Source organism: Pseudomonas marginalis, assembly GCF_900105325.1.
GTDB classification, from domain to species: domain Bacteria; phylum Pseudomonadota; class Gammaproteobacteria; order Pseudomonadales; family Pseudomonadaceae; genus Aquipseudomonas; species Aquipseudomonas marginalis.
On the sequence record NZ_FNSU01000003.1, the window covers coordinates 2,674,714 to 2,697,992 of the forward strand.

The window sequence follows — 23,279 nt, forward strand, 5'->3', positions numbered from 1 at the left end:
GATGAATAATCCACCGCCACTCGCCGATACCCATGATCGTGTCATGGAAGCCTATTACGGCAAGCTGGGCGAACACTTCATGCAGGAAACCCGTGCGCGGATCCATTGGATCTGCGCACAGGTCACCGGCAGGACAATACTCGACATAGGCTGCTCCCAGGGCATTATCCCCGTGTTGCTGGCCCGTGAAGGCCACAGGGTCACGGGCGTGGATAACGACCCCAGGGCGTTCGAGCAGGCCAAAGATTACCTGAGGGCCGAACCCGATCACGTGCAGCGCAACGTCCGCTACTTGAATGCAGACTTTATGTCGCTGGACACCCAGGGCTTGGAACCTGACAGCATCGTGATCAGTGAAGTGCTTGAGCACCTCATCCACCCGGCAACCTTCGTCGAAAAAGCCGCATCGATGCTCAAGCCGCGTGGCCGGCTGATCATCACCGTGCCGTTCGGGGTGAATGACTTCCTTGACCACAAGCACACGTTCTACCTGCTGGAACCCTTTCGGCTGTTGAGTGCGTACCTGCAGGTCATCCAGGTCGAAATGCTGGGCAAGTGGGTGGGAATGGTCGCCATCAAAACAGAACCCGAGGGCTGTTCGCTGGGTGTCGAGCATCTACGTCAACTGGAAGCGGCGTTCGAGTCCGTCGAGCGTAACCTGCTAGGACAGGTAGCCGGCGGTCGCCAACAGCGGGAACAGGTCAATCAGAAATACCGTGAAGCGACTGAGCGCATTCAGCAACTCAAGAACGAACTGGCGTACTCAACCGAGTGCAATACCCGGCAGCAAGGGCAAATAGAAGTCCTGACCGCCAATCTGCAGCGCGCAAACGCCAGGTGCCACCTGCTGGAAAATCGCTTGATCAAGACGCGGGCCAGCACCACCTATCAGTTGGGGTATCAACTGCGTGTGGGGGTGGGCTCGCTACGTGAATGCCTGCTTTTGCCTGGCGCCTTGTTCAAGCTGTATCAACAAGCCCGCGCACGTCGCAAAGGCAACGCACCTACGGCCCCCCCTGGCGATGATGCGATCCCACCGGCGCTGCCTGGCACCGCCGCTTTCCTTGTCACGCCGGCCCCCACTCCGCTGGCGGATGCAGAGCATGTGCGCAACCAGCTGTTGCTCGCCCCCCACGACACGGCCAAGCCCTTCAGAATGGCCTGTGTGATGGACACCTTTACCCATGAGGCCTACCGGTATGAATGCGAGCTGTTGCAACTGACACCGGACCAGGGCCTGGCCGAACTGCAATCGTTCCAACCCGACCTGCTGTTTATCGAATCCGCATGGCGCGGCCAGGATGGCCGCTGGCATAACAAGATCGCCCAGAACAGCACAGAGCTGCGCCAGGTCTTGCAGTGGTGCCGGGAACACAAGGTGCCAACGGTGTTCTGGAACAAGGAAGACCCGGTGCACTTCGAGACGTTCCTGGGTACCGCCACACAGTTCGACCTGGTGTTCACCACGGATATCGACTGTATTCATCGCTATAAAAGCGCGCTGGGGCATGAGCGTGTCTACCTGCTGCCCTTTGCCTGCCAACCGGCGATGCACAACCCGATCGAGTTGTATGAGCGCAAGGATGCGTTCTGTTTCGCCGGTGCCTACTACTGCCGATACCCCGAACGGGCGCGGGACCTGGAACACTTCGTCAATGCCCTGCCGGGCTTTCGTCCGCTGGAAATCTACGATCGCAACTTCGGCCAGCCAGAAGCCAACTATCAGTTTCCGGCCCGATATCGGGGCTACATTGCCGGTACGCTTGACGCGACGCAGATAGACCTGGCTTACAAGGGCTACCGGTATGCGATCAATCTCAATTCGGTCAAACAGTCGCAATCCATGTTCGCCCGTCGTGCCTTTGAACTGCTGGGTTCCAACACCCTGACCGTCAGCAATTTTTCTCGCGGCCTGCGTGTGCTGATGGGCGACCTGGTCATCTGCAGCGACAACGGCCAGGAGGTCTTGCGTCGCCTCGGCACGCCCGCTGGACACGCCAGGCTGCGGTTGGCAGGGCTGCGAAAGGTGATGCTGGAACACACCTATGCCCACCGTTTGATGTATGTGATGAACAAGGTGACCCATCGCGTGCATGACCTGCCACTGCCGACGATTTGCCTGGTCGCTGACGCGGCCGACGAGGCTCAATTGCAGGCCCTCATTGAGCATCTGCGGCGTCAGCGCTACCCCCGCGTCAAGCTGTATGTCGCGGTAAGCGACGCGCCGGCAAGGCAGCCCGCCACCGTTGACCCGCGCTTGCAACTGATTGAGCGCAAACAGCTGAACAAGCTCACCCTCGGCGAGCTGGCAGGCGGCGCCGACTGGTTCGGCGCCATGCTTGCCGTGGACTACTACGGCCCTCACTACTTGCTCGACCTGGCCTTGGCCACGCGTTACAGCAAGGCCCGGGTGATCGGCAAGATGGCGCACCATGCCGCGGACGAACGGGATATACGCCTGATCAACCCAGGCCAGGAATACCGCTGTGCCACCGGGATAGCGGCACGTCGGGCCTTGATCAAGACAGAAGTGCTGGCACAACAGCCCGCCCGAGCCTGGCTGGAAAGCCTCCCGGCGCTCACCTACACCCACCCTCGATCCCTCGCGATCGATGCGTTCAACTACTGCGAAAACGCCGCGGGCACTGATCGACAGCACGTCGTTGCGGTGGTGGATGACCTCGAGCTGAACAGCGGAATCAGCCTCCAGCATCTCCAGCGCAGCAGTGAAACGATCCCGCCATTGAGTGCAGATACTACTGGCCCGCTGAGCAACGGCCGGGACCTGTCAGAACTGTTCGGCCCGCTGCGCAGCAAGTATCTGCGCGCGCAGGTCGAAGGCGGCACCTGGCATATCGACTCCTCCCTCGCGGACGGAAAACATGAATATCACTACGCCAGGCACGAGTTGAACGTTGCCCAGCTGAAACAGGCCGACGACACCTTGAGATTGCTGCTCGATGCCACGCCGGGCCTGAACCTGCAACTGGTCGTGCTGTATCTGGATGCGCAGAAACAACGGATCAGCCATGTCATGCAGCAGGCCAATCGCAATCAGGCCTGGGATATACCGCCCGAGACAGCGTACCTGCGCCTGGGCCTGCGGGCCCACGGCAGCGGCAGCACGACGATCAAGGCACTGGTTCAAGGACACCGGGAAATCCAACCCTCCCACCTCCTCGCCAAGGCCGCGCACCTGCTGCTGACCAACCACTACCCGGCCTATGACGACCTGTACCGTAATGGCTTTATTCATACCCGTGTCATGGCCTATCAGGAACAGGGCCTGCCGGTAGATGTCTTTCGTCTGCGCCCCGACGAGTCGATCAGTTATCACGAATTTGAAAATGTCGACGTGGTGACCGGCCCGGGCAGCGCCCTGGCAAGCATGCTGGACAGCGGACAGTACACGACACTGCTGGTGCACTTCCTGGATCCGCAGATGTGGGAAATAGTGCGCCCCTACTTGCCCCGCCTCCGGGTGATTGCCTGGGTACACGGCGCGGAGATCCAACCCTGGTGGCGCCGGGCTTACAACTATGGCGACGAAACACTGTTGCAACTGGCCAAGCTCGACAGTGAACGACGCATGGGGTTCTGGCTCAGCCTTTTGCAACCCATGCCGCCCAATCTGCAACTGGTATTCGTCTCCCGACAGTTTGCCGAAGACGTCATGGAAGACCTGGGGTTCAGGTTGCCGAGGGGTCAATACCGAGTGATCCACAACCCCATCAATACGCGGCTGTTTGCCTATCAGGAAAAACCGCCTGAGCAGCGCAAGAAAATCCTCTCGATCCGCCCCTATGTGTCACGCACCTACGCCAACGACCTGAGCGTCAAAACCATTCAAATGCTGGCGACCAAGCCATGGTTCAACGAACTTGAGTTCCTGATGGTCGGTGACGGACCTTTGTTTGAAGAAACCCTCGCACCGCTGCGTCAGTACCCGAACGTCACCCTCGAAAAACGCTATTTGAAACAATCCGAGATCGCCGACCTGCACAAACACTATGGCGTGTTTCTGTGCCCCAGCCGCATGGACACACAAGGGGTATCGCGTGACGAAGCCATGGCTTCGGGCCTGGTCCCTTTGACTAATCGGGTCGGGGCCATCCCTGAGTTTGTTGACGACGACTGCGGTTTTCTATCGGCCCCCGAGAGTTTCACCGGGCTCGCCGAAGGAATAGAAACACTGTTTTTCAACCCGGAAATATTCAGGGCGAAATCATTCAACGCCAGGCAACGCGTGCTTGCGCAAAGCGCTATGCATTTGATCTCCGCGTCCGAACTAAGCCTGATACGGGAACCCCACGGTGAGCCGAGACGTTAAGGCATTGCAATACCGTATCCTGTCGGCACTTCTCTGGTGCGTACGCCTGGGCCAGAACCTCATGAGCATCGCTCCACGTGCGGTGTTGATGGCCCATGCCGCACATTTCTGCGCACAAGTGTTGTTGATAACGACGTACTTCCTGCCGATCAAGATTGTCATCCTGCTCGGTTCAGAGACGGTCCCCGCCTATTTGCCACCCCCGTTGAAAGGCCTCGATCAAACCGCCCTGATCATCGGGCTCGGTCTGTTGACGGTGATCCTTTACGCTTTTTACCTGGGCGCCGGGTTCATGGCCTCCCGTTACTCAAGGGCGGGGGCACGCGCCCTGATAGACGGCGGTGCCGAACCTGCGCGGCTAAAAACCCAATTGGCCCTGGCAGCCAGGACATTTTCCAGGTTTGCGCGGGGTTTATCGGACGCCATGTTTACCCTGATCGTCTTCTGCGTGTTGCTCTACCTCTACCCGTCCCTCCTGGCGATCGGCCTGACTTATTCCGTGCTCGCTGCAGCTGTGCTGATTGGCTTGAACAACCGTAGCCAACGTGTGCACGCGGTACTCTCCCGTCACCCACTCACGGTGGCCGATGCGTTTTACTCAATGGGCTTTCTGGCGGCATTCGCCTTCATCATTGTCGACTTTCTCTGCCTGACGCCTCCCCACCTGTACATCGCGCTGATAGCGCTGATCCTGATACGTCAAAGCCTCAGCAGACTGAAGGTCCTGACCCAGGACATTCTTTACCTGAACACCCACGCCCCGAGCATCAATCGGATGTTTCTCGCCCTCCACCCGACTCGCTGAACCCCGTCCAATCAACAGGAATCTCCCGTGCCCCGCATCGCCATGATCGTCTGGAATGAGTTTCGCAACGACGCCCGCGTATTGAAGCAAGCCCGGACACTCCAGGCAGCCGGTTATCAAGTCACCGTGTTCGCCCTGCATGCGCCCGGCGTGACGCATCGCAAGGAGGTGCTGGCCGAAGGCATCCGTGTGGTACGCGTAGCGCGCAGCGTGCGCTGGCGTGTGGCCAACGCCGGATCGCACCCATCGCCAGGCCCGTTCGCAGCCGAACAATCGATGCCCCTGCGACGCATTCTTTCGCGGCTTTGGGTACATGCAGGGCTGCTGCTACGCATCGCCCTGCATCGCGCTGCGGTGGTGCATGCCCACGACGTCAATACCCTGCCCACCGCCTGGCTGGCGGCCCGGCTCAGCGGCGCCAGGCTGGTGTATGACGCCCACGAAATCAGCACCAGCCGCGAGGGGTATGCGCGCTTTCGCAGCTGGGTAGGTTGTATCGAAAAAACCTTGATGCCCAGGGCCGAAGGCATCATTACCACCACGCAAAGCCGGGCCAGGTTTTTTGCCAGGGCCTATGGAATCGCCCGCCCGCTGGTACTGCAAAACCGCCCCTGTCTGAGTGCCTCCTCGCCCGGCCAGAGGATTCGTCTTGAGTTGGGCTTGCAACACCCCTGGCCCATCGTTGTCTATCAGGGCGGCCTTCAACAGGGGCGCGGGCTGGAACGCTTGCTACGCGTGGCGGCGTCGTTGCAAGGCGCTTACCTTGTATTGATCGGGAGCGGCAGGCTTACCCCTGCCTTGATGGCATTGCGCACGGAACTTGGCCTGACAGACCGAGTGCACTTTATCCCGACCGTTGCACTGGCGGATTTGCCCAGCTACACCGCATCAGCCGATATCGGTGTGCAGCCGATCGAAAATACCTGCCTGAACCACTTCACCACCGACTCGAACAAATTATTTGAATATGTCATCGCCGGGCTGCCCGTGGTGGCCACGGACTTTCCGGAGATTCGCAAGATTGTCCGGGCCTACTCCGTAGGACTTTTGGTACCGGCAGGCTCGGAGCAATCACTGCGCACCGCACTGCAGCGCCTGATCGATGAGCCGTTATTGCGTCAGGCACTGGCACAAAACGCGAAAAATGCCGCCTTGCATTTAAATTGGGAGCGGCAGGAAAGCACGCTGGTGGCGCTGTACGAGCGTGTACTGCGGCGTAAAACCGAGGTGCGCGCATGACCAAGCGCATTCTCATATTGAGCTATTACTTTCCGCCCGATCTGTCGGCATTTCGCGTCGAGGCGTTGGTCAAGGCCTTGCTCACCCACGGTAACGGTGAGATAGAGATCGACGTGCTGACCACCCAGCCAAACCGCTACCCGTCCTATGAGGCTGCCCCTGCCCACACCGCGCATCAGCCGAAGCTGTCCGTCACCCGCATCGGCCTCCCCACGCACAGATTCAGCGCATGGGGCCAGGCCTGGGGGTTTGCCCACTATGCCTGCGGCGTCCTTCAGGCCGTGAAGGGTAAGCCGTATGACGTGATCGTGGCCACCTCTTCGCGGCTGATGACGGCCGCACTGGGCGCCGCCATCGCGCGCAAAAAACACGCGCCTCTCTATCTGGATATTCGCGATATCTTTGTCGACGTCCTGCCCGAGCTTTTCCCCGGTATTGTCGGCAAGCTCCTGGCACGGGTGTTTTCCCGCCTGGAAAAAATCACCCTTGGGTATGCGACGCGGGTCAACCTGGTATCCCCCGGTTTCCTGAGTTACTTCGCGCCCCGTTATCCACACAAGACCTTCTCAACCTACACCAACGGTGTGGATGATCTGTTTCTTGAAACCCCCTTCCATACCGAACCGCCTGACGAACCGACACGCCCGCTGAAGATCGTCTACGCTGGCAATGTCGGCGCCGGCCAAGGCCTGGAAAAAATCCTGCCCCCCCTGGCCGAACGGCTGGCAGACAGGGCCTGTTTCTACGTCATTGGCGATGGCAGCACGATGAAAAAACTGAGCGAGGCGCTGATCAAAAGAAACGTAAGGAATGTCGAGCTTATTCCTCCCATGCCTCGCCATAGACTGATTCACTACTATCAGCAAGCGGATGTGCTTTTTTTGCACCTTAATAGCTTTAACGCATTCTTGAAGGTTATTCCTTCCAAGCTGTTTGAATATGCAGCCACTGGAAAGCCAATCCTGGCGGGGCTGGAAGGCTATTCAAAAGCGTTCACTCTTAACCATATTCCCAATGCTTGCGTGTTTGCCCCCGCAAACCCGGACGCAGCCGTTGCCGCACTCGCCCGTCTTGATCTGGGTAGCACCGACCGAGCGGCATTTCTACGGGAGTATTCCCGCAGCAGGATCCAGCAACGCATGGCTCTGGACATTCTCGATATCACAACACCCGAAGAACCGTGACCCTGGAAACTGCCAAGCCGATTGTTGCAAAAATAAGTTAAATAAACCCCCGTTACCGCCGATACCCAATGAAAGCCTTGCGGATTGAACAATCATGCGTAATAACCAGCCCGTTACCCAGCGCGAACGTACCTTCCCCGCTCAGCAACGGTTGATCTCCACCACAGATGCCAAAGGCGTGATCACCTACTGCAACGACGCGTTTGTCGAAATCAGTGGGTTCTCTCGCGACGAACTGGTGCGTGCCCCGCACAACCTGGTGCGTCACCCGGACGTGCCAGCGGCCGTGTTCGGGCATATGTGGACCACGCTCAAACAAGGCTTGCCATGGATGGGCATCGTTAAGAACCGCTGCAGGACGGGCGATCACTACTGGGTCAACGCCTATGTGACGCCGGTCTTCGAAGGCAACCAGGTGGTCGGCTACGAATCGGTGCGCATCAAGCCCACCGCCGAGCAGATCCGCCGTGCCGAAGCGCTCTACCAGCGCATCAACCAGGGCAAGTCGGCCGTCCCACAGCGGGACAAGTGGCTGCCGGTGTTGCAGGACTGGCTGCCGTTTATCCTGATCAGCCAGTTGAGCTTCATGATCGGTGCGTCGCTCAACTCCCACTGGGGCTTTGCCCTGGCGGCGGGTTTGTCGGTGCCATTGGGGCTGCTGGGCCTGAGCTGGCAACAGCGCGGCCTCAAGCGCCTGCTGCGCCTGGCCGAGCAGACCACCTCCGACCCGTTGATCGCGCAGATGTACACCGACAGCCGTGGTGCCCAGGCGCGCCTGGAGATGTCCATTCTCAGCCAGGAGGCACGCCTGAAGACCTGCCTGACGCGCTTGCAGGACACTGCCGAGCACCTCAACGACCAGGCGGCGCAGTCCAATACCCTGGCGCATAACAGCTCCAGCGGCCTGGAACGCCAGCGCGTGGAAACCGAGCAGGTGGCCACGGCGGTCAACCAGATGGCGGCGACCACCCAGGAAGTGGCCAGCCATGTGCAGCGCACGGCCGATGCGACCCAGGAAGCCAATCGCCTGACCGGTCGCGGTCGCGATATTGCCGGGGAAACCCGCGAGGCGATTCAGCGTCTGTCGGTGGCCGTGGGCGAGACCGGCGTGACCGTCACCCAACTGGCCAAGGACAGCGACGAGATCGGCGGCGTAGTCGACGTGATCAAAGGCATTGCCGACCAGACCAACCTGCTGGCGCTCAACGCCGCCATTGAAGCGGCGCGAGCCGGTGAGATGGGCCGTGGGTTTGCGGTGGTCGCCGATGAAGTGCGCCAACTGGCGCAGCGCACGGCTGAGTCGACCGGGCAGATCCATGCTCTGATCGCCAAGCTGCAGCAAACTGCTGCCGCTGCCGTGCAAACCATGGACACCGGGCATCGCCAGGCCGAAGAGGGCGTGGCGCGGGTAATGGAGGCGGACCAGGCATTGGTGGGCATCAGTGAAGCGGTGGCGCATATCACCGACATGACCACCCAGATCGCGGCCGCCACCGAAGAGCAAAGCTCGGTGGCCGAAGAGATCAGCCGCAATATCAGCACCATTGCGCTGTTGGCAGATCAGACCTCGGAGCAGGCGTTGAACTCGGCGCAGTTGAGTGAAGAGCTGACGCATACGGCGAATACCCAGTATTCGTTGGTCGAGCGTTTCAACCGGTAGACCGATATCGGGAGCAAGCCCCCTCCCACAGTTAACCGCGTACATCCCTTGGAATGCGGTCGAATGTGGGAGGGGGCTTGCTCCCGATTGGCCCTAACAGGCGCTGAGAAACTCAGCCACCTGCACGGCCGCAGCCTCCAAATGCTGCTCATGCGCAAACCCCGAAGCCTTCAACGGCTTCAAATCATGATCCCCCGCCACCAGCCACATCACTTCGATGCTCGGCGACAAGTCATACCCTTCCACCGCCGCCCGATTGCCCAGTGCATCGCGCTCGCCCTGCACAATCAACGTCGGCGTCTTCAATCCGGCCAAATGCGCTACACGTGGTTTCTCCGGCTTGCCCACCGCATAAAACGGATAACCCAGGCACACCAGCCCATCGACGCCCAATTCATCGGCCAAAAGACTTGCCATCCGCCCGCCCATCGACTTGCCGCCAATGACCAGTTTCCCAGCGACATGACGTCGCACCTCGGCATACACCCCGCGCCAGGCTTCCAGCAGTCTTGGCGCCGGGTTGGGCGGGCGTTTGCCGCCGTCCAGTCGGCGCTGGGCCATGTAGGGAAACTCGAAGCGCAACACGTTGACGCCATGTCCGGCAAGGCGTGCAGCCATGTCGTTCATGAAGGATGAGTCCATCGGTGCGCCGGCGCCATGGGCCAGGATCAACGTCACGCAATCACCGGAAGCTACGCCCGACGCGACATCCCAAAGCCAACCGTGTTCCCGCACACACTGCGCCCATTGATCCCCGTCAATACTGGCCTTGTGCTCTTTGCCCATGCTTGCCTCGCTATTCAGTCTGCCTATAACTCCAGCCCAAGTGCCGCATCTGCTTGGGTTGAACCGTGGATGGGGAACCATGAACACTACTTTAAGTACCGCCTATAACTACAAGGTGGTCCGCCAATTCGCCATTATGACGGTGGTGTGGGGCATCGTCGGCATGGGGCTCGGGGTTTTTCTCGCCGCCCAATTGGTTTGGCCCGCGCTCAACTTCGACTTGCCCTGGACCAGCTTCGGCCGCCTGCGCCCCCTGCACACCAATGCGGTGATCTTCGCGTTCGGTGGCTGTGCGCTGTTCGCCAGCTCCTTCTACTCGGTGCAGCGTACCTGCCAAACCCAGCTGTTCGCGCCGAAAATCGCCGCGTTCTGCTTCTGGGGCTGGCAACTTGTCATCCTCCTGGCCGCGATCAGCTTGCCGCTGGGCTACACCAGCTCCAAGGAATACGCCGAACTGGAATGGCCGATCGACATCCTGATCACCATTGTCTGGGTGGCCTACGCCATCGTGTTCTTCGGCACGGTGATGAAGCGCAACACCAAGCATATCTACGTCGGTAACTGGTTCTTCGGCGCGTTCATCATCACCGTGGCGATCCTGCATATCGTCAACAACCTGGAAATCCCGGTCAGCCTGACCAAGTCCTACTCGCTGTATGGCGGTGCGACGGATGCCATGGTGCAGTGGTGGTACGGGCATAACGCGGTAGGCTTTTTCCTCACCGCCGGTTTCCTCGGGATGATGTACTACTTCGTGCCGAAACAGGCCGAGCGCCCGGTGTATTCCTATCGCCTGTCCATCGTGCACTTCTGGGCGCTGATCACCCTGTACATCTGGGCCGGTCCTCACCACCTGCACTACACCGCGCTGCCGGACTGGGCACAGTCCCTGGGCATGGTGATGTCGCTGGTACTGCTGGCGCCGAGCTGGGGCGGCATGATCAACGGTATGATGACCCTGTCGGGCGCCTGGCATAAGTTGCGCAGCGACCCGATCCTGCGCTTTTTGGTGGTGTCCCTGGCGTTCTACGGCATGTCGACCTTCGAAGGGCCGATGATGGCGATCAAGACCGTCAACTCGCTGTCCCACTACACCGACTGGACCATCGGCCACGTACACGCCGGCGCCCTCGGCTGGGTAGCGATGATCTCCATCGGCGCCCTGTACCACATGATCCCGAAAGTCTTCGGTCGCGAGCAGATGTACAGCCTCGGCCTGATCAACGCGCACTTCTGGCTGGCCACCATCGGCACCGTGCTCTACATCGCCTCGATGTGGGTCAACGGCATCGCCCAGGGCCTGATGTGGCGTGCGATCAACGAAGACGGCACCTTGACCTACTCCTTCGTCGAAACCCTGGTGGCCAGCCACCCAGGCTTCATCGTGCGGCTGGTGGGCGGTGCGGTATTCCTCAGCGGCATGTTCCTGATGGCTTACAACACATGGCGCACCGTGCGCTCGGCACAACCTGTCGAAGCCGCCCCTGCCGCGCAGATGGCCTGAGGAGTCAGTGATGAAACACGAAACGATTGAAAAGAACGTCGGCCTGCTGATGCTGCTCATGGTGCTCGCCGTGAGCATCGGCGGCCTGACCCAGATCGTCCCGCTGTTCTTCCAGGACGTGACCAACAAGCCGGTGGAAGGCATGAAGCCCTACACCGCGCTGCAACTGGAAGGCCGCGACATCTACATCCGCGAAGGCTGCGTACAGTGCCACTCGCAGATGATCCGCCCGTTCCGCGCCGAGACCGAGCGCTACGGCCACTACTCGGTGGCCGGTGAAAGCGTGTGGGACCACCCGTTCCTGTGGGGCTCCAAGCGTACCGGGCCAGACCTGGCCCGCGTCGGCGCACGCTACTCGGACGACTGGCACCGCGCGCACTTGTACAACCCTCGCAACGTCGTGCCTGAGTCGAAGATGCCGGCCTACCCGTGGTTGGTCACGGCTGCGGTCGACAGCAGCCACACCGAGACCAAGTTGAAAGTAATGCGCACCCTCGGCGTGCCGTACACCGACGACGACATCAGTGGCGCCGTGGCCAGCCTCAAGGGCAAGACCGAAATGGACGCGCTGGTTTCGTACCTGCAAGTACTCGGCACTGCCATCAAGAGCAAGAGGTGAGCCATGGGATTTGAATTCGATGCGGGCACCATCCGCGGCCTCGGCACGCTGGTGGTCGCCATCGCCTTTATCGGCCTGTCGCTGTGGGTATTCAACAACCGGCGCAATTCGGAATTCGAGGAAGCGCGCCTGCTGCCCTTCGCCGATGAACCTTCGCCATCCGACGCTCACCAAGAGCCTGCAACAAGGAGCAACCGGCCATGACTACCTTCTGGAGTACATGGATCTGCGTACTGACCATTGGCAGCCTGATCGGCCTGACCTGGCTGTTGTTCGCCACCCGCAAGGGCGAGACCAAGGGCAGCGTCGACCAGACCATGGGCCATGCCTTCGACGGCATCGAGGAATACGACAACCCCCTGCCCCAGTGGTGGTTCATGCTGTTCGCCGGCACCCTGGTGTTTGCGGTCGGCTACCTGATTCTCTACCCGGGCCTGGGCAACTGGAAAGGCGTGTTGCCGGGCTATGAAGACGGTTGGACCTCGGCCAAGGAGTGGGACAAGGAGATGGCCAAGGCCGACACCAAGTTCGGACCGATCTTCGCCAAATTCTCGGCCATGCCCGTGGAACAAGTCGCCAAAGACCCGCAGGCGCTGAAAATGGGCGGTCGCCTGTTCGCCTCCAACTGCGCGGTGTGCCACGGCTCGGATGCCAAGGGCGCATTCGGCTTTCCCAACCTGGCTGACAACATCTGGCGTTGGGGCGGTTCGGCCGAAGCGATCAAGACCACCATCATGAACGGTCGCCACGCGGCGATGCCGGCCTGGGGTGACATGCTCGGCGACGACGGCGTAAAAAACGTCGCCGCCTATGTGCGCCACGACCTGGCCAAGCTGCCATTGCCGGCGGACAGCACCGCCGACCTGGCCGCTGGCCAGGCCGCGTTCAACACCACCTGCGTGGCCTGCCACGGTCCGCAAGGCCACGGCATGGAAGCCATGGGCGCGCCGAACCTGACCCTGCCCGCCGGTTACATCTACGGCACCAGCCTTGCGCAGTTGCAGCAGACGATTCGCCACGGCCGCCAAGGCCAGATGCCAGCGCAGGAAGTGCTGCAGGGCAATGACAAAGTGCACCTGCTCGCCGCCTACGTTTACAGCCTGTCCCATAACGCTGATGGCGTAACGCCAGAAAGCCAAGCCCAGTAACACCTGACTGCCGCCCCAATCTGGGGCGGCAGCTCTACCGCGCTACGCGACCAAGTGTCGCACCCTTCCAAAGCACACCTTTCCCCTCCTGCCATTCGGGTCTACGCTTGCTTGCACAGCGGACCGATCCTGGCGTACGCGACGACAGTCGTTGCGACCCCCGAAATTTCCTGTCCACTCGATCAGCTTTCGATTTCGGATTTTATCCTTACGCCAAACATGGAAAGGGCGCAGAATCTGGCGTGGAACGCATTGACACAGGTCAGCCTTGCGTTGCAATGGCCCCTTGCTTTCTACATACTTGCGGCCGAATTTTACCTATAAAAAAACCTAAACCGTGGAACCTTAGAATGAGCACAGCAATCAGTCCGACTGCTTATAACTATAAGGTAGTCCGCCAGTTCGCCATCATGACGGTGGTCTGGGGGATCCTTGGCATGGGGCTCGGGGTGTTCATCGCCTCGCAACTGGTGTGGCCGGAATTGAATTTCGGTCTGCCATGGACAACCTTCGGCCGCCTGCGCCCGCTGCACACCAACCTGGTGATCTTCGCCTTCGGCGGATGTGCATTGTTTGCCACCTCCTACTATGTCGTGCAGCGAACCTGCCAGACGCGACTCATCTCCGACAGCCTCGCGGCCTTCACTTTCTGGGGTTGGCAAGCGGTCATCGTCGGCGCCATCGTCACCTTGCCGCTGGGCTACACCACCACCAAGGAATACGCCGAGCTGGAATGGCCGATCGCGATTCTGCTGGCCATCGTCTGGGTGACCTACGCAGTGGTGTTCTTCGGCACCATCGTCAAGCGCAAGACCAAGCACATCTATGTGGGCAACTGGTTCTACGGGGCCTTCATCCTGGTGACGGCGATGCTGCATATCGTCAACCACGCCTCGTTGCCGGTCAGCCTGTTCAAGTCCTACTCGGCCTACGCCGGGGCGACGGATGCGATGATCCAGTGGTGGTACGGCCACAACGCCGTAGGTTTCTTCCTCACCACCGGTTTCCTGGGGATGATGTACTACTTCGTGCCCAAACAGGCCGAACGGCCTATTTACTCGTATCGCCTGTCCATCGTGCACTTCTGGGCGCTGATCACCCTGTACATCTGGGCCGGCCCGCACCACCTGCACTACACCGCATTGCCGGACTGGGCCCAGTCCCTGGGCATGGCGATGTCGATCATCCTGCTGGCCCCGAGCTGGGGCGGCATGATCAACGGCATGATGACCCTGTCGGGCGCCTGGCATAAGCTGCGCACCGACCCGATCCTGCGCTTTTTGGTGGTGTCCCTGGCGTTCTACGGCATGTCGACTTTCGAAGGGCCGATGATGGCGATCAAGACCGTCAACTCGCTGTCCCACTACACCGACTGGACCATCGGCCACGTACACGCCGGTGCCCTCGGCTGGGTAGCGATGATCTCCATCGGCGCCCTGTACCACATGATCCCCAAGCTGTTCGGCCGTGTGCAGATGCACAGTGTCGGGCTGATCAACGCGCACTTCTGGCTGGCCACCATCGGCACCGTGCTCTACATCGCCTCGATGTGGGTCAACGGCATCACTCAGGGCCTGATGTGGCGTGCGATCAACGATGACGGCACCCTCACCTACTCCTTCGTCGAAGCGCTGCAAGCCAGCCACCCTGGTTTCATCGTCCGCGCCCTCGGGGGTGCGTTCTTTGCCAGCGGCATGCTGTTAATGGCCTACAACGTCTGGCGCACCGTGCGTGCCTCGGACCCGGCAGAAGCCGAAGCCGCCGCCAAGATCGCCGTTGTGGGAGCCCACTGATGAAGCATGAAGTCGTCGAGAAGAATATCGGCCTGCTGGCCTTCTTCATGGTCATCGCCGTGAGCATCGGTGGCCTGACCCAGATCGTTCCGCTGTTTTTCCAGGACGTGACCAACAAGCCGGTCGAAGGCATGAAGCCGCGCACCGCCCTTGAACTGGAAGGCCGCGACGTCTACATCGCCAACGGCTGTGTCGGCTGCCACTCGCAGATGATTCGCCCGTTCCGCGCCGAAACCGAACGCTACGGCCACTACTCGGTGGCCGGTGAAAGCGTGTGGGACCACCCGTTCCTGTGGGGTTCCAAGCGCACCGGCCCGGACCTGGCCCGTGTCGGCGGGCGTTACTCCGATGACTGGCAACGTGCGCACTTGTACAACCCGCGCAACGTGGTGCCTGAGTCGAAAATGCCGGCGTATCCGTTCCTCGTGGAAAACAAGCTCGACGGCAAGGACACCGCGAAGAAGATGGAAGTCCTGCGCACCCTGGGCGTGCCCTACACCGACGAAGACATCGCCGGTGCAGCCGCAGCCGTGAAGGGCAAGACCGAAATGGACGCATTGGTGGCCTACCTGCAAGGCCTGGGCACCATCATCAAAAGCAAACGGTGATTCTTCATGGATATCGGGATGATTCGAGGCCTGGGCACCGTTGTGGTGATGGTGGCCTTTATCGGCCTGGCGCTGTGGGTGTTCAGTCCCCGGCGCAAGTCGGAGTTTGACGACGCGACCATGTTGCCCTTTGCGGATGATCCCGAAGCCATCAAGCACGTCGAGCAAGCTTCTAGGAGTAACAAAGAATGACTACGTTCTGGAGTCTGTACGTCACAGTCCTCAGCCTGGGTACCATCTTCGCCTTGACCTGGCTGTTGCTGTCGACCCGCAAGGGCCAGCGCGCCGAGCAGACCGACGAGACCGTCGGCCACTCGTTCGACGGCATCGAGGAGTATGACAACCCGCTGCCCAAGTGGTGGTTCATGCTGTTCGTCGGCACCATCATCTTCGCCCTTGGCTACCTGGTGCTCTACCCCGGCCTGGGCAATTGGAAAGGCCTGCTGCCGGGCTACAACTACCTCGACAACGACAAGCAAACCCCGTTCGCCAACGGCCAGACCGGCTGGACCGGCGTGCACGAATGGGAAAAGGAAATGGCCAGGTCGGACGCCAAGTTCGGGCCGATCTTCGCCAAATTCGCGTCGATGCCGATTGAAGATGTCGCCAAGGACCCGCAAGCCTTGAAGATGGGCGGTCGCCTGTTCGCCTCCAACTGCTCGGTATGCCACGGCTCCGACGCCAAGGGCGCCTATGGCTTCCCCAACCTGACCGACGCCGATTGGCGCTGGGGTGGCGAACCGGCCACCATCAAGGAAACCATCATGAAGGGCCGTCATGCCGTCATGCCGGCCTGGCTGGACATCCTCAAGGAGCAAGGCGTCAGCGACGTTGCCGCGTTCGTCGTCACCAACCTCGACGGCCGCAAGCTGCCGGAAGGCGTGAAAGCCGATGTGGCCAACGGCGAGAAACTCTTCGCCGCCAACTGCGTGGCCTGCCACGGCCCGGCCGGCAAGGGCACCCCCGCCATGGGCGCGCCGGACCTGACCCACCCGGGTGCATTCATCTACGGTTCGAGCTTCGCCCAACTGCAGCAGACCATCCGTTGGGGCCGCCAGGGCCAGATGCCTGCGCAGGAGCAACTGCAAGGCAACGACAAGGTGCACTTGCTCGCGGCGTATGTCTACAGCTTGTCCCATGGGGATAAGAAGGCTGACGAGCAGTAAAGCTCACCGACACACAAAAGCCCCGCCTGAGTGATCAGGCGGGGCTTTTTTATAGATCGCATCGACACCCCCATGGGAAAAGCACGTTGACCGCTTGTAGCTTTAAGCTTGTGGCTCGCCAAGGCCAAGTAGTAACGTAACTACATTCAACCCGCTCCAGGGGAGGCGCACCATGACTTTCACCACCATTTCCAGTCGCGAATTCAATCAAGACACAAGCGGTGCCAAAAAAGCCGCTCGCCAAGGCCCGGTTTTTATCACCGATCGCGGCAAGCCTGCCCATGTACTGCTAAGCATTGAGGACTACCAGAAGCTGACAGGTCTCAATGCCAACATCGTTGACCTGCTGGTGATGCCGGAAGCGGCCGATATCGACTTTGAAACCGAACGTGCCGTGGTCACTCATCGACCCGTGGACCTCTCTTGATGTATCTACTCGACACCAACGTAATCTCTGAACTGCGTAAACCCCAGGCTGATGCAAACGTGGTCGCCTGGGCCAAAAGTGTCAGCGCACCGCGTATGTTTATTTCGGCAATCACCCTGAAAGAATTGGAAACCGGGGTCTTGCGCATTGAGCGGCGCGACCCGGCTCAGGGGAAAGTGTTGCGAACCTGGCTCAAGCGTCATGTGATGCCGGCCTTTGATGCCAGAATCCTGCCCGTCGATGCGGCAGTCGCGTTGCGTTGCGCACACTTGCATGTGCCGGACCGCGCCAATGAAAGTGACGCATTAATTGCCGCGACCGCGCTGGTGCATGGGCTCACGGTTGTCACGCGCAACGTCAGCGACTTCAAATCCAGTGGCGTTCCACTGATCAATCCTTGGGACGAATGACCGCCTCCGCCACGAAAACCGTCCATACTTCCCAAGTCAATTGATCCAGGTCACGTACACCATCAATTGATTTCCCCCAACGCGACCAAAGGTCGCACCCTTTGAGCACCATCGGGGGCGTATCATTACGCCACTGCAAGACACTTAATTTGACCCCGGTTGGCACGTACTGGCCGAGGCAAATCTCCACCGCCGTGGGATGCAATGATGAGCAACCAGATACCGGTACATGACGTTACCCCGCCTGCCAAAAACGCCAGCAGTGCTGACACCAAGACTGTCGACCTGTACGCCTCGCGCGAAAAAATCTACACCCGCGCCTTCACTGGCCTGTTCCGCAACCTGCGCATGCTCGGCGGTGCCGGCCTGTTCCTGCTCTACTTCGGCACGGTGTGGCTGAATTGGGGTGGCCACCAGGCGGTGTGGTGGAACCTGCCGGAACGTAAGTTCTTTATTTTCGGCGCGACCTTCTGGCCCCAGGACTTCATCCTGCTGTCGGGCATCCTGATCGTCGCGGCGTTTGGCCTGTTCTTCATCACGGTGTACGCCGGCCGCGTGTGGTGCGGGTATACCTGCCCGCAAAGCGTGTGGACATGGATCTTCATGTGGTGCGAAAAGGTCACCGAAGGCGACCGCAACCAGCGCATCAAGCTGGACAAGGCGCCCATGGGGGCCAACAAGTTCCTGCGCAAATTCAGCAAGCATACCCTGTGGTTGTTGATCGGCTTTGTCACCGGCATGACCTTTGTCGGCTACTTCTCGCCGATCCGCGAGCTGGTGTTCGACTTCTTCACCGGCCAGGCCGACGGCTGGTCGTATTTCTGGGTCGGCTTCTTCACCCTCGCCACCTATGGCAACGCCGGCTGGCTGCGCGAGCAGGTGTGCATCTACATGTGCCCGTATGCACGCTTCCAGAGCGTGATGTTCGACAAGGACACCCTGATCGTTTCCTACGATCCACGCCGTGGCGAAGTGCGTGGCCCGCGTAAAAAAGGCACCGACTACAAGGCCCAGGGCCTGGGTGACTGCATCGACTGTACGATGTGCGTCCAGGTATGCCCCACCGGTATCGACATCCGCGACGGCCTGCAAATCGAGTGCATCGGTTGCGCCGCCTGTATCGACGCCTGCGACACCATCATGGACAAGATGGAATACCCGCGCGGCCTGATCAGCTACACCACCGAGCACAACCTGTCGGGGCAGAAAACCCACAAGTTGCGCCCACGCCTGATCGGTTATGCCCTGGTGTTGCTGGCGATGATCAGCCTATTGGCCGGGGCGTTCTTCATGCGTTCGCTGGTGGGCTTCGACGTGAGCAAGGACCGCGTGCTGTACCGCGAAAACGCCGAAGGCCGCATCGAAAACGTCTACAGCCTGAAGATCATGAACAAGGACCAGCGCGATCACACCTACGTGCTCGACGCCGCCGGCCTGCCGGACCTCAAGCTGCAAGGCCGACGTGAAATCAGAGTGGCGGCGGGCGATATCGTCAGCATGCCGGTGGAGCTGTCGAGTGCACCGGAGCAACTGCCGTCAAGTACCAACGAGGTGAAATTCATCCTCACCGATGCCGATGACGCCAGCGTCCACGTTGAAGCCAAGAGCCGATTCATCGGCCCACAAGTTCGATAACGAGAGAACTGAACAATGCCCGTAGCCACTGCCGCAAGCCCCTGGTACAAGCACCTCTGGCCCTGGATCATCATTGGGATCCTGGCCTGCTCGGTGACCTTGACCTTGTCCATGGTGACCATCGCGGTGAACAACCCGGACAACCTGGTCAACGACAACTACTACGAGGCCGGCAAAGGCATCAACCGCTCCCTGGACCGCGAACGGTTGGCCCAGACCCTGCAACTGCGCGCCAAGCTGCACCTGGATGAGCTGACCGGCGAAGTCGAGCTGCAACTTACCGGCTACAGCAACCCGAACACCCTGGAACTGAACCTGATCTCCCCGACCCAGCCGGAGAAGGATCGCAAGATCAACCTGACCCGCAGCGACAGCGAACCGGGCCGCTACATCGGCCAGGTCACCGACAAGGTCGAAGGCCGCCGCTTCGTGGAATTGCTGGGCGTGGAAGGCGACAGGACCTGGCGCCTGTTCGAGGAAGAAGAAGTCAGCCACGACAAGGACTTGCTGCTGGGTGATGAACCGTTGCAGGGTGCTGAAGACCTGAAAAAATAGCTGCGCCCATGACCAGCCCAACCCCCTGCTACCACTGCGCCCTGCCCGTCCCGTCCGGCAGTCGGTTCACCGCCGTGATCCTCGGCGAGCGCCGCGAGCTGTGCTGCCCCGGCTGCCAGGCCGTGGCCGAAGCGATTGTGGCCGGTGGGCTGGAAAGCTATTACCAGCACCGCAGCGAAGCCTCGGCCAACCCCGAGACGCTGCCGGTGCAACTGGTGGATGAACTGGCGCTGTATGACCGCGCCGACGTGCAAAAACCCTTCGTGCACCACGAAGGCGACCTCGCCGAAACCACCCTGCTGATGGAAGGCATCAGTTGCGCCGCCTGTGGCTGGTTGATCGAAAAACACCTGCGCAGCCTGCCCGCCGTGGCCGAGGCGCGGCTGAACCTGTCCAACCATCGCCTGCAGGTGCGCTGGGCCGACGGGCAATTGCCGTTGAGCCAGGTGCTCAGTGAACTGCGCCATATCGGCTATGCCGCCCACCCGTATCAAGCAGACCGTGCGGCCGAGCAACTGGCCAGCGAAAACCGCCTGGCCCTGCGCCAGCTGGGGGTCGCCGGACTGCTGTGGTTCCAGGCGATGATGGCGACCATGGCCACCTGGCCGGAATTCAATATCGACCTGAGCCCCGAGCTGCATGTGATCCTGCGCTGGGTGGCAATGTTTCTGACCACCCCCATCGTGTTCTACAGCTGTGCGCCGTTCTTCAAGGGCGCCATGCGCGACGTGCGTACGCGTCACCTGACCATGGACGTGTCGGTGTCCCTGGCCATTGGCGGGGCTTACCTGGCCGGGATCTGGACCGCAATCACCGGCGTGGGCGAGTTGTATTTCGATGCGGTGGGCATGTTTGCGCTGTTCCTGCTGGCCGGTCGCTACCTGGAGCGCCGTGCCCGGGAGCGCACGGCCGCCGCCACCGCGCAGTTGGTCAACCTGCTGCCCGCCTCATGCCTGCGCCTCAAAGGTGACGGCCAGAGCGAACGCATTCTCTTGAGCGAACTGGCGCTGGGCGACCGCGTGCTGGTGCATCCGGGCGCGGTTCTGCCGGCAGATGGGGTGATCCTCGACGGCCGCTCCAGCATCGATGAATCGCTGCTCACCGGTGAGTACCTGCCGCTGCCGCGCCAAACCGGTGATGCCGTCACCGCCGGCACGCTGAACGTCGAAGGCGCGTTGACCGTCGAAGTCCGCGCCCTGGGCCACGAGACCCGCCTGTCCGCCATCGTACGCCTGCTGGAGCGGGCCCAGGCCGAGAAGCCGCGCCTGGCGCAGATCGCCGACCGCGCCGCGCAGTGGTTCCTGTTGTGTTCGCTGATTGCCGCGGCGGTGATCGGCCTGTTGTGGTGGGAGCTGGATTCATCGCGGGCGTTCTGGATCGTGCTGGCAATGCTGGTGGCCACCTGCCCCTGCGCGTTGTCCCTGGCCACGCCGACCGCCCTCACCGCCGCCACCGGCACCCTGCACAAGCTCGGGCTATTGCTGACCCGTGGCCATGTGCTCGAAGGCCTGAACCAGATCGACACGGTGATCTTCGACAAGACCGGCACCCTCACCGAAGGCCGCCTGGCGTTGAAAGCGATCCGGCCGCTGGCCGCCTTGAACAGCGACCAGTGCCTGGGCCTCGCCGCCGCCCTGGAAAACCGCTCCGAACACCCGATTGCCCGCGCCTTCGGGCGTGCGCCGCTGGCCGCCGACGAGGTGCTCAGTTCCCCGGGCCTTGGCCTGGAAGGCCGTGTCGGCACACGCCAGTTGCGCATCGGCCAGCCGGGGTTTGTTTGTGCACTCAGTGGTTGCCCGATTCCCGCCGCTCCGGAGGATGACGGCCAATGGCTGCTGCTGGGCGACGGCGACGGTGCCCTGGCCTGGTTCGTCCTCGACGACCGCCTGCGCAGCGATGCCCCTGCCCTGCTGGCCGCCTGCAAGGCGCGTGGTTGGCGCACGCTGCTGCTGTCGGGGGACAGTTCGCCGATGGTCGCCAGCGTCGCCGCTGAACTGGGTATCGATGAAGCCCACGGCGGCCTGCGCCCAGACGACAAGCTCCACGTGCTGCAACAACTGCACAAGGAAGGCCGCAAGGTGCTGATGCTCGGCGATGGCGTCAACGATGTGCCGGTGCTGGCCGCCGCCGACATCAGCGTGGCCATGGGCTCGGCCACCGACCTGGCCAAGACCAGCGCCGATGCGGTGCTGCTGTCCAACCGCCTGGATGCCCTGGTGCAAGCCTTCACCCTGGCGCGGCGCACCCGCCGGGTGATCATTGAAAACCTGCTGTGGGCTGGACTGTACAATGGCCTTATGCTGCCGTTTGCCGCCCTCGGTTGGATCACTCCGATCTGGGCGGCGATCGGCATGTCCCTCAGTTCGTTGACCGTGGTGCTCAATGCCCTGCGCCTGACTCGCCTGCCGAGTGCGCAGGCCAGAAGCGCCCCTTTGGTAACCCGTCCGCTGCCGGCTTGAGCCGCGCGGGCATGGAGTGCAGATGCCAGCTCTATACGTGATGATTCCGGCGGCGCTGCTGTTAGTGGGCGTGGCCATCTACATCTTCTTCTGGGCGGTGGACAGCGGCCAGTACGACGACCTCGACGGCCCGGCCCACAGCGTGCTGTTCGACGACCAGGACCCGAACCACCTGGCGGCCGTCGACGAAGCCAACGGCCCCGAGCAACCGCCCGTGCCCAAAGCCCCACCCCATGCTTGAGCTGGCGCCGCTGCTGGTCTCTGCGCTGATCCTCGGCCTGCTGGGCGGCGGCCATTGCCTGGGCATGTGCGGCGGGCTGATGGGCGCGCTGACCCTGGCGATTCCCAAGGAACAGCGCAGCCGCCGGTTCCGCCTGCTGCTGGCGTACAACCTGGGGCGCATCCTCAGCTATGCCACCGCGGGGTTATTGATCGGCCTGGCCGGCTGGGCGGTGGCCAACAGCCCGGCGGCCCTGTTCATGCGTGTGCTCGCCGGGTTGCTGTTGATCTGCATGGGGCTGTACCTGGCCGGTTGGTGGAGCGGCCTCACCCGTATCGAAAGCCTCGGGCGCGGCCTGTGGCGCTGCATACAGCCCGTCGCCAACCGTTTGCTGCCGGTATCCAGCCTGCCCCGCGCGCTGCTGCTGGGCGCGCTGTGGGGCTGGTTGCCGTGCGGGCTGGTCTACAGCACCCTGCTGTGGGCCGCCAGCCAGGGTAATGCGCTGGACAGTGCGCTGCTGATGCTGGCTTTTGGCTTAGGCACATGGCCGGTACTGCTGGCGACCGGGTTGGCGGCCGAACGCGTGACCGCGTTATTGCGCAAGCGCAGCGTGCGGATGGCCGGTGGCCTGCTGGTGATTGTTTTCGGTATCTGGACCCTGCCAGGTCCGCACCAGCACTGGCTGATGGGCCATTAAAAGGCTATGTGGCATAGCGCCGCTCCCCGTTGAT

21 protein-coding genes are annotated in these 23,279 nt (G+C 61.3%); 20 read left to right on the plus strand and 1 reads right to left on the minus strand.

The annotated features are described in order from the left end of the window. Position 1: 1 nt before the first annotated feature. The 5 genes from BLW22_RS21540 to BLW22_RS21560 all read left to right on the plus strand — a co-directional run bounded on the left by BLW22_RS21540 (position 2) and on the right by BLW22_RS21560 (position 9,218). Positions 2–4,330 carry a methyltransferase domain-containing protein gene (locus tag BLW22_RS21540; RefSeq protein ID WP_074847444.1) on the plus strand — a complete coding sequence of 1,443 codons (4,329 nt, stop codon included), beginning with the start codon at positions 2–4 and terminating at the stop codon, positions 4,328–4,330. Beyond that, complete coding sequence (locus tag BLW22_RS21545) at positions 4,314–5,135, plus strand: hypothetical protein (RefSeq protein WP_065924729.1); 822 nt, start codon at positions 4,314–4,316, stop codon at positions 5,133–5,135. The genes BLW22_RS21540 and BLW22_RS21545 overlap by 17 nt, the downstream gene beginning before the upstream one ends. A gap of 27 nt (positions 5,136–5,162) precedes the next feature. Then, the gene (locus tag BLW22_RS21550; RefSeq protein ID WP_074847445.1) at positions 5,163–6,374 is read left to right on the plus strand and encodes a glycosyltransferase; all 1,212 of its coding nucleotides are present in this window, start codon (positions 5,163–5,165) and stop codon (positions 6,372–6,374) included. After that, a complete protein-coding gene (locus BLW22_RS21555) occupies positions 6,371–7,558 on the plus strand; it encodes a glycosyltransferase family 4 protein (protein WP_074847446.1) in 1,188 nt (395 codons plus the stop codon). The genes BLW22_RS21550 and BLW22_RS21555 overlap by 4 nt, the downstream gene beginning before the upstream one ends. 94 nt (positions 7,559–7,652) lie before the next feature. Then, positions 7,653–9,218, plus strand: a complete 1,566-nt coding sequence (locus tag BLW22_RS21560; protein WP_065924732.1) for a methyl-accepting chemotaxis protein — start codon at positions 7,653–7,655, stop codon at positions 9,216–9,218. Positions 9,219–9,311: 93 nt separating this feature from the next. Here BLW22_RS21560 and BLW22_RS21565 read toward each other — a convergent pair whose 3' ends face one another. Continuing rightward, positions 9,312–10,004: an alpha/beta family hydrolase gene (locus BLW22_RS21565; protein WP_074847447.1), complete on the minus strand. Its 693-nt coding sequence runs from the start codon at positions 10,002–10,004 to the stop codon at positions 9,312–9,314. Between the two features lie 79 nt (positions 10,005–10,083). Between BLW22_RS21565 and ccoN (BLW22_RS21570) the strand changes: the two genes are divergently transcribed. From ccoN (BLW22_RS21570) to BLW22_RS21640, 15 genes are all read left to right on the plus strand, one after another. Next, positions 10,084–11,508, plus strand: a complete 1,425-nt coding sequence (gene ccoN, locus BLW22_RS21570) for a cytochrome-c oxidase, cbb3-type subunit I (RefSeq protein WP_065924734.1) — start codon at positions 10,084–10,086, stop codon at positions 11,506–11,508. Between the two features lie 10 nt (positions 11,509–11,518). Then, positions 11,519–12,127, plus strand: coding sequence for a cytochrome-c oxidase, cbb3-type subunit II (ccoO, locus tag BLW22_RS21575; protein ID WP_017735321.1), 609 nt, complete (start codon positions 11,519–11,521; stop codon positions 12,125–12,127). A gap of 3 nt (positions 12,128–12,130) precedes the next feature. After that, positions 12,131–12,331 carry a cbb3-type cytochrome oxidase subunit 3 gene (locus BLW22_RS21580; protein ID WP_065924735.1) on the plus strand — a complete coding sequence of 67 codons (201 nt, stop codon included), beginning with the start codon at positions 12,131–12,133 and terminating at the stop codon, positions 12,329–12,331. After that, entirely contained in the window at positions 12,328–13,275 is a 948-nt protein-coding gene (gene ccoP, locus BLW22_RS21585) for a cytochrome-c oxidase, cbb3-type subunit III (protein ID WP_074847448.1), read from the plus strand. Before BLW22_RS21580 ends, ccoP (BLW22_RS21585) begins: the two co-directional genes overlap by 4 nt. Before the next feature lie 350 nt (positions 13,276–13,625). Continuing rightward, positions 13,626–15,068 carry a cytochrome-c oxidase, cbb3-type subunit I gene (gene ccoN / locus BLW22_RS21590; RefSeq protein ID WP_027603733.1) on the plus strand — a complete coding sequence of 481 codons (1,443 nt, stop codon included), beginning with the start codon at positions 13,626–13,628 and terminating at the stop codon, positions 15,066–15,068. Further along, positions 15,068–15,676, plus strand: coding sequence for a cytochrome-c oxidase, cbb3-type subunit II (ccoO, locus tag BLW22_RS21595; RefSeq protein WP_003193167.1), 609 nt, complete (start codon positions 15,068–15,070; stop codon positions 15,674–15,676). The genes ccoN (BLW22_RS21590) and ccoO (BLW22_RS21595) overlap by 1 nt, the downstream gene beginning before the upstream one ends. A gap of 6 nt (positions 15,677–15,682) precedes the next feature. Continuing rightward, complete coding sequence (locus BLW22_RS21600; protein WP_003193169.1) at positions 15,683–15,868, plus strand: CcoQ/FixQ family Cbb3-type cytochrome c oxidase assembly chaperone; 186 nt, start codon at positions 15,683–15,685, stop codon at positions 15,866–15,868. Next, the gene (gene ccoP, locus BLW22_RS21605; protein ID WP_065946875.1) at positions 15,865–16,842 is read left to right on the plus strand and encodes a cytochrome-c oxidase, cbb3-type subunit III; all 978 of its coding nucleotides are present in this window, start codon (positions 15,865–15,867) and stop codon (positions 16,840–16,842) included. The genes BLW22_RS21600 and ccoP (BLW22_RS21605) overlap by 4 nt, the downstream gene beginning before the upstream one ends. A gap of 172 nt (positions 16,843–17,014) precedes the next feature. Next, positions 17,015–17,269, plus strand: coding sequence for a type II toxin-antitoxin system Phd/YefM family antitoxin (locus tag BLW22_RS21610; RefSeq protein WP_065924738.1), 255 nt, complete (start codon positions 17,015–17,017; stop codon positions 17,267–17,269). Further along, positions 17,269–17,679 (plus strand): type II toxin-antitoxin system VapC family toxin, encoded by a 411-nt coding sequence (locus BLW22_RS21615; protein WP_065924739.1) that lies wholly within the window; start codon positions 17,269–17,271, stop codon positions 17,677–17,679. The genes BLW22_RS21610 and BLW22_RS21615 overlap by 1 nt, the downstream gene beginning before the upstream one ends. Positions 17,680–17,886: 207 nt before the next feature. Beyond that, positions 17,887–19,314, plus strand: a complete 1,428-nt coding sequence (gene ccoG / locus BLW22_RS21620) for a cytochrome c oxidase accessory protein CcoG (RefSeq protein WP_027603729.1) — start codon at positions 17,887–17,889, stop codon at positions 19,312–19,314. A gap of 15 nt (positions 19,315–19,329) precedes the next feature. Next, a complete protein-coding gene (locus BLW22_RS21625) occupies positions 19,330–19,869 on the plus strand; it encodes a FixH family protein (RefSeq protein WP_065924741.1) in 540 nt (179 codons plus the stop codon). Between the two features lie 8 nt (positions 19,870–19,877). Then, entirely contained in the window at positions 19,878–22,328 is a 2,451-nt protein-coding gene (locus tag BLW22_RS21630) for a heavy metal translocating P-type ATPase (protein ID WP_074847449.1), read from the plus strand. 22 nt (positions 22,329–22,350) lie between these two features. Beyond that, positions 22,351–22,569, plus strand: a complete 219-nt coding sequence (ccoS, locus tag BLW22_RS21635) for a cbb3-type cytochrome oxidase assembly protein CcoS (protein WP_065924743.1) — start codon at positions 22,351–22,353, stop codon at positions 22,567–22,569. After that, positions 22,562–23,245: a sulfite exporter TauE/SafE family protein gene (locus BLW22_RS21640; protein WP_065924744.1), complete on the plus strand. Its 684-nt coding sequence runs from the start codon at positions 22,562–22,564 to the stop codon at positions 23,243–23,245. Before ccoS ends, BLW22_RS21640 begins: the two co-directional genes overlap by 8 nt. The last annotated feature ends 34 nt before the right edge of the window (positions 23,246–23,279 follow it).

Bases quoted from the DNA above. Each gene is read 5' to 3' on its own strand.
- BLW22_RS21540 (WP_074847444.1), top strand. From the start codon at position 2: ATGAATAATCCACCGCCACTCGCCGATACCCATGATCGTGTCATGGAA.
- BLW22_RS21555 (WP_074847446.1), top strand. From the start codon at position 6,371: ATGACCAAGCGCATTCTCATATTGAGCTATTACTTTCCGCCCGATCTG.
- BLW22_RS21560 (WP_065924732.1), top strand. From the start codon at position 7,653: ATGCGTAATAACCAGCCCGTTACCCAGCGCGAACGTACCTTCCCCGCT.
- BLW22_RS21565 (WP_074847447.1), bottom strand. From the start codon at position 10,004: ATGGGCAAAGAGCACAAGGCCAGTATTGACGGGGATCAATGGGCGCAG.
- ccoN (WP_065924734.1), top strand. From the start codon at position 10,084: ATGAACACTACTTTAAGTACCGCCTATAACTACAAGGTGGTCCGCCAA.
- ccoO (WP_017735321.1), top strand. From the start codon at position 11,519: ATGAAACACGAAACGATTGAAAAGAACGTCGGCCTGCTGATGCTGCTC.
- BLW22_RS21580 (WP_065924735.1), top strand. From the start codon at position 12,131: ATGGGATTTGAATTCGATGCGGGCACCATCCGCGGCCTCGGCACGCTG.
- ccoP (WP_074847448.1), top strand. From the start codon at position 12,328: ATGACTACCTTCTGGAGTACATGGATCTGCGTACTGACCATTGGCAGC.
- ccoN (WP_027603733.1), top strand. From the start codon at position 13,626: ATGAGCACAGCAATCAGTCCGACTGCTTATAACTATAAGGTAGTCCGC.
- ccoO (WP_003193167.1), top strand. From the start codon at position 15,068: ATGAAGCATGAAGTCGTCGAGAAGAATATCGGCCTGCTGGCCTTCTTC.
- BLW22_RS21600 (WP_003193169.1), top strand. From the start codon at position 15,683: ATGGATATCGGGATGATTCGAGGCCTGGGCACCGTTGTGGTGATGGTG.
- ccoP (WP_065946875.1), top strand. From the start codon at position 15,865: ATGACTACGTTCTGGAGTCTGTACGTCACAGTCCTCAGCCTGGGTACC.
- BLW22_RS21610 (WP_065924738.1), top strand. From the start codon at position 17,015: ATGACTTTCACCACCATTTCCAGTCGCGAATTCAATCAAGACACAAGC.
- BLW22_RS21615 (WP_065924739.1), top strand. From the start codon at position 17,269: ATGTATCTACTCGACACCAACGTAATCTCTGAACTGCGTAAACCCCAG.
- ccoG (WP_027603729.1), top strand. From the start codon at position 17,887: ATGAGCAACCAGATACCGGTACATGACGTTACCCCGCCTGCCAAAAAC.
- BLW22_RS21625 (WP_065924741.1), top strand. From the start codon at position 19,330: ATGCCCGTAGCCACTGCCGCAAGCCCCTGGTACAAGCACCTCTGGCCC.
- BLW22_RS21630 (WP_074847449.1), top strand. From the start codon at position 19,878: ATGACCAGCCCAACCCCCTGCTACCACTGCGCCCTGCCCGTCCCGTCC.
- ccoS (WP_065924743.1), top strand. From the start codon at position 22,351: ATGCCAGCTCTATACGTGATGATTCCGGCGGCGCTGCTGTTAGTGGGC.
- BLW22_RS21640 (WP_065924744.1), top strand. From the start codon at position 22,562: ATGCTTGAGCTGGCGCCGCTGCTGGTCTCTGCGCTGATCCTCGGCCTG.